Here is a 6,000-nt window from a genome sequence, read left to right as displayed (position 1 = left end):
TTTGTGGTAAGGTCAATTGTTTATAATGTTTCATCCAAAACGAATATAAATATTGAGCCTAAAATAGATGGGGCTAGCCCCATCTATTTTAAATATTCGTGTTGCACTTATTAATTGAACTTAGAATATCATCAAAAACCATTTCATAAGTTACATTACAATGAGCCAACATTTGATCTACACTCATTTTTCCCCATAGAGCCTTGGTGGTTGGCTCTAGTGTGTTTATTCTTTTAATAAGATTATTTGTTACTTCTAAATCAAAAATATTTTGCATTATTATATGTTAATTATAGTAAACTTCACCTTCATTAAAACCCGCGTTCTTTTTGAATTAATTCATAAGCCAACTGTACTTGCCTAAATTTTTCTTCGGCGCCTTTTTGGTGTTCTTCTCCCAAGTGAATCACCTTATCTGGATGGTATTTTTTAGCCATTTTTCGGTAAGCTTTTTTAATATCTTCAACAGAAGCATTTTTGTCAATTTCTAAAACCTTGTAAGCATTATCACTATTACTATAAAACATAGCTTTAATACTTTCATAATCTCTAGCTGAAATTCCTAAGTACCCTGCCATTTTATAAATTTGATGAACTTCATCTTCTGTTACCAAACCATCAGCCTTTGCTATACCAAATAAAAAATGAATGAGTTGCAAACGAGAAGCATGATCCATCATTTGTCTGATTTGCAAACAAACCGGACGCACAGAAATATTCTGTTTATTAATGTTTTTAAACAGCTTAAAAGCATGATTGGCACGTTCTTTACCATACATACCCACAAATTGCTGCCTTACAAAATCTAATTCGCGTTTGTCTTGTTTCCCATTAGCCTTTATAATTACTGAAGCTAAAATTAACAGACTCACCTCAAAATCTCCAGATTGCGTTTGCGTATGATACCTACTTCTAGTAGGCCTTCGGGGTTCACTAGTATCAAAAAAAGAACCACCTTCTGCTTTCCCGAAAGAATCAACCAAACTACCAACAGCCAAGCCAATAATAGCACCAATTGGACCACCAAAAGACCAGCCTAAAGCACCACCAATCCATTTAGAAAAACTCATGTATGTTTATAGATTTTAATTATTCTCAAATATAATATTTGTTGGTTGATTGTTTTATAGATTTGTTACACAATTGGTATCTTTGCAACTCAAAAAAATTGTTAAACTAAAAATTTAAAATATGTATCCAGCAGAATTAGTAAAACCAATGCGCGAAGATTTAACTAACGTTGGTTTTGAAGAATTATACACTGCAGAAGAAGTTGATGCAGCCCTAGCCAAAAAAGGTACTACCTTAGTAGTAGTAAATTCTGTTTGTGGTTGTGCGGCAGCAAATGCTAGACCAGGAGCTAAAATGAGTTTGAATAATGCAAAAAAACCAAACCATATTTTTACCGTTTTTGCGGGCGTTGATAAAGAAGCTGTTGATAAAGCACGTGGTTACATGGTACCATTTCCGCCAAGTTCACCAAGTATGGCTTTATTTAAAGATGGCGAATTAGTACATATGCTTGAACGCCATCATATTGAAGGCCGTCCAGCCGAACTAATTGCTGAAAACTTAATAGACGCCTATAACGAATACTGTTAATTTTTTTAAAAAATAGTAAAAGAGTCATATCAGTAGTTATGGCTCTTTTTTTTAGACGCAACCTTTTAACCTTTTTTACATCTCAATTTAAAACTACCTTTAGTATGAACAGAACACCAATTATTTTAATTGCTTTCTTATCCTTTACTCTATTGGCTTATAAATGTGATGATAATCAAGAAACGCTTACTCAAGAAACAGCACAGGTAGAGTTAAACAAATTGAAGTCTGAAATTGAAACTTTAGCTGCATCATCCGTTTGCGGGGAATCATATACCTGTCATTACATTGGTTTAGGAAGCAAACCTTGTGGAGGATTTTGGAGTTATATCACCTATTCTACATCTATAGATACCGAAAAACTAAAAAAACTGGTAGAAAGTTATAACGAAAACGAAAAAGCCTTTAATAGCAAATGGGAAGTAATGTCTGATTGCGCTATGGTAAATCCACCTACCAGCTTAAAATGTGAAAATAACAAGTGCATTGCTGAGTATTAAAAATAAGTTTTACTTATTTTTGGCGCATGCTAAAAATTTTATCATACCCCATAAGCGCTATTTATTACTTGTGTTTTTTATTAACACTCGTTGTTTTTCATCCTATCCAGTGGTTTTGTTTTAACGTTTTTGGTTATCAAGCCCACAAAAAAAGTGTGGATGCCTTGCAATTTTGCTTAATGCGATGTGCCAATATTTTAGGAACACGGTTTAGCTTTAAAAATCCATACAATATTGAAGCAAACCAGCCTTTAATTGTTGTAGCCAACCATCAAAGTCTTCATGATATTTATCCATTAACATGGTTTATGCGAAAATATCATCCAAAATTCATAAGTAAAATTGAATTAGGGAAAGGTATTCCTAGTGTGTCTTATAATTTGCGTCATGGTGGCGCCGCATTAATTGACCGAAAGAACCCAAGACAATCCCTACCTGCTCTTATGAAGTTTGGAGAATACATTGCTAAAAACAAAAGAGCAGCTGTCATTTTCCCAGAAGGAACACGCAGTAAAACAGGAAAACCAAAACCTTTTCAAACCAAAGGCTTAGAGATTTTATTCAAAAAAATACCTGATGCACAGGTTGTACCAATAACTATTAATAACTCATGGAAAATTTTAAAATATGGTAATTTTCCATTAAGTTTAGGTACACATGTTACTTTTACCGTGCATAAGCCTTTAAAAGTTAGTACCTTTGTAGATAAGCAAGAGCTTATTAAAACTATTGAAAGCACCATTACTAGTGCTGTTCACATATAAAACTTATACAGATGTCTTTAAAAAATAAGAGATTAGAGGTGATGCAGTTTTTGGAAAAAGACGTTGACGCTTTAATGGAAAAATATTTAATTCCGATTGATACCATATGGCAACCCACAGATTTTCTACCAAATTCTGAAACCACTAATGACACTTTTTTTGAAGAGGTTAGAGAAATAAGAGAGTTGGCCAAAGAATTACCTTATGATTTCTGGGTGGTTTTGGTTGGTGATATGATTACTGAGGAAGCCTTACCAACCTATGAGTCGTGGCTCATGGATGTAGAAGGGGTTAATCAAGTAGATGGGGGTGGCAACGGATGGTCAAAATGGGTAAAACAATGGACCGCCGAAGAAAACCGTCATGGTGATGTACTAAACAAATACCTTTACCTCTCGGGTAGAGTAAATATGAAAGAAATTGAAATTACTACGCAACATCTTATTGCAGACGGTTTTGATATTGGCACAGACAGAGATCCTTATAAGAACTTTGTATATACCAGCTTTCAAGAATTAGCTACCTATGTGTCACACAACCGGGTAGCTAAAATTGCTCGAAAAAAAGGAAACAAACGTTTGGCTAAAATGTGTCAAATCATTTCTGGGGATGAAATGCGTCACCATCATGCTTATTCTGATTTTGTAGACCGTATTTTTAAGGTAGATCCTAGCCAAATGATGATGGCTTTTCACTATATGATGAAACAAAAGATTACCATGCCTGCTCATTTTTTAAGAGAAACAGGCGGTAAAATAGGCTCTGCTTTTGAAGAATTTTCAAATACGGCACAGCGTATTGGGGTTTATACCTCAACAGATTATGTTGATATTCTTCAAAAATTAATCAATAGATGGGAAATTGATAAAATTACGGGGCTCACCGATGAAGCAGAAAAAGCGAGAGACTATTTAATGAAACTTCCCGCCAGAATGTATCGCTTAGCAGAGCGCATGAAAATTCCAGAAAATTCATTTCAATTTAAATGGGTAGAGCCAGCACTTACTAAATAATATCATATTCAACACAAAATTTAATTCCTTTCCATACACCGAAAGGAATTTTTGTTTTCATCATTATGTCTGAAAATCAAATCATAACTAAAACCAAAATTTTTGTAAAAGAAACCCTAAATGATGTGGAAGGTGGACATGATTGGTTTCATATAGAACGTGTATACAAAAATAGCTTGCTCATTGCTAAAAAAGAGCCTGTAGACCTTTTCGTGGTATCTTTAGGAGCGTTATTACATGATATTGCCGATAGTAAATTTCATAATGGCGATGAAACTGTGGGGCCTAAAATGGCGCGAGAATTTCTTTTTAAACAAAATGTTGATTCTACTATCATAGAGCACGTAGTCAACATTATCAAAAATATTTCTTTTAAAGGGGGGCATACCCCACAAACATTCCAATCGCCTGAATTAGATGTGGTGCAAGATGCCGATAGATTAGATGCCATTGGCGCCATTGGTATTGCCAGATGTTTTAATTATGGTGGTTTTAAAAACAGAGCTTTATATAACCCTAAGATAAAACCAAACCTCAATATGACCAAAGAAGTCTATAAATCGTCAACAGCTCCTTCTATTAATCATTTTTATGAAAAATTATTATTGCTTAAAGACAGGATGAATACACAAACTGGGAAAAAAATTGCCCAAGAGCGCCATAACTACATGCTAGCGTTTCTTGAGCAATTTTATAATGAATGGAATGGAATAAGATAAATTAACTAATTATCTTTTTAATTTCTTTTCTATAGTTTGATGCACTTTTTCCAGTAATATCATTAAAGGTTTTATTAAAATGTGAAAAATTATTGAATCCACATTCATAACACACATCAGCAATACTCATTTCACTTTCCTCTGACAGTAATTTTGTAGCATGTACCACCCTGTACTCGTTTACTACCTGGGTAAATGTTTTTCCGGTGGCTTTCTTAAAGTATCTGCAAAAGGCAGGCACTGTCATACTCACCTTATCGGCAATCTCATCTAAAGCAATGTGATTTTGAAAGTTTTTATTAACAAACTTAAATATGGTACCAATTTTTGCACTGTCTTGAGCTTCTGCTTCAAAGGCAACACCGTCTGCATTCAGTAGCATATAATCGTCAGTTTTAGCCAAGAAATCTAGAATTTCTAAAAATTTCAATACACGCTTTAAACCATCATGTTCAAGTAACTTTTCTATCTTCCTTCCAATTTTTTTCTTAGTATCTACTTTAAATCTAATCCCCTTTTTGGCTCTTTCAAACAAAGCAATAATATGACCCATTTCAGGAATTTGCAGAAAATCGTCTCCCAAAAAGTTCGATTTAAATTGTATGGTGGTTTCAGTTCCATTAGCTGTCAATCTATCTGTAAACCCATTATGTGGTAAATTAGACCCTATTAATATTAATTGACTATTATTAAAATATGATAGGTGATTACCAATATGTGTTTTTCCTTGCCCCTTATTTATGTAAATAAGTTCTAGCTCTGGGTGAAAATGCCAATAAGCGTCATTCTTATCAACTTGCTCAACGTGCTGTTTCACCAAAAGCGAACTCCCAAAACTGGGACTAATTTTTTTTAGAGTTGGCTTTTTATTAATCATAGCTTACCTTTTTACAAGCAAAATTAGCACTTATTATGCATACATTATATATTTTATTACCCTAATTGTGTGTTATATTAACTTTCTCACATATTAACATTGCCTTAACAGTTAAAATACCATATAAATAAGCAAAAATTGCTGTTTTCCTGTACCCTATCCTGCTCTATCTTTGTATTGTTAAACGTTGTTAACTTCAAAGTTTATGAAAAACGTCATTACAAACACAAAAAAATGAATTTTAGTAGCAACCATATTTGCTATCATTTTTGGGTTTTCTAATAACGTTATATTACTAATAAAAGAAGATTTAAAAGAAACAACGTTAGTTTTAGAAGAATAAATAAAAAGTCACCAAAGAAAAATATTTACAAAATTCATTAATAATTAGTTTAATGTCTTATTTAGTTTAGTTTAGTTAGTAAAAGTGAGCTGTGGTGGCTCACTTTTTTTGTCTCATTTTTCTCTTGTTCTTTCTTCTCCCTCCTTACTTATAAGACACCTGAACTATCACCTTTATATATT

General features: G+C 33.2%; 7 protein-coding genes. 5 read left to right on the top strand and 2 right to left on the bottom strand.

Annotation, left to right across the window (positions count from 1 at the left end; translation table 11 throughout):
* Window positions 1-311: 311 nt before the first annotated feature.
* Entirely contained in the window at window positions 312-1,070 is a 759-nt protein-coding gene (locus tag FGF67_RS01695) for a TerB family tellurite resistance protein (RefSeq protein ID WP_139694719.1), read from the bottom strand.
* Between the two features lie 121 nt (window positions 1,071-1,191).
* Between FGF67_RS01695 and FGF67_RS01690 the strand changes: the two genes are divergently transcribed.
* From FGF67_RS01690 to FGF67_RS01670, 5 genes are all read left to right on the top strand, one after another.
* Window positions 1,192-1,602, top strand: coding sequence for a BrxA/BrxB family bacilliredoxin (locus FGF67_RS01690; RefSeq protein ID WP_139694718.1), 411 nt, complete (start codon window positions 1,192-1,194; stop codon window positions 1,600-1,602).
* Between the two features lie 104 nt (window positions 1,603-1,706).
* Window positions 1,707-2,102 (top strand): hypothetical protein, encoded by a 396-nt coding sequence (locus FGF67_RS01685; RefSeq protein WP_139694717.1) that lies wholly within the window; start codon window positions 1,707-1,709, stop codon window positions 2,100-2,102.
* A 26-nt stretch (window positions 2,103-2,128) separates the two neighbouring features.
* Entirely contained in the window at window positions 2,129-2,866 is a 738-nt protein-coding gene (locus FGF67_RS01680; protein WP_139694716.1) for a lysophospholipid acyltransferase family protein, read from the top strand.
* 11 nt (window positions 2,867-2,877) lie between these two features.
* Entirely contained in the window at window positions 2,878-3,879 is a 1,002-nt protein-coding gene (locus FGF67_RS01675) for an acyl-ACP desaturase (RefSeq protein ID WP_139694715.1), read from the top strand.
* Between the two features lie 65 nt (window positions 3,880-3,944).
* Window positions 3,945-4,598 (top strand): HD domain-containing protein, encoded by a 654-nt coding sequence (locus tag FGF67_RS01670; protein WP_139694714.1) that lies wholly within the window; start codon window positions 3,945-3,947, stop codon window positions 4,596-4,598.
* Between the two features lies 1 nt (window position 4,599).
* Here FGF67_RS01670 and FGF67_RS01665 read toward each other — a convergent pair whose 3' ends face one another.
* Window positions 4,600-5,475, bottom strand: coding sequence for an AraC family transcriptional regulator (locus FGF67_RS01665; RefSeq protein WP_139694713.1), 876 nt, complete (start codon window positions 5,473-5,475; stop codon window positions 4,600-4,602).
* Between the last annotated feature and the right edge of the window lie 525 nt (window positions 5,476-6,000).

Origin of the sequence: Allotamlana fucoidanivorans, from assembly GCF_006265225.1 — a bacterium.
GTDB classification, from domain to species: Bacteria; Bacteroidota; Bacteroidia; order Flavobacteriales; family Flavobacteriaceae; genus Allotamlana; species Allotamlana fucoidanivorans.
Note: the sequence above shows the minus strand (reverse complement) of the source record. Positions and strands in the feature narration are given on the sequence as shown.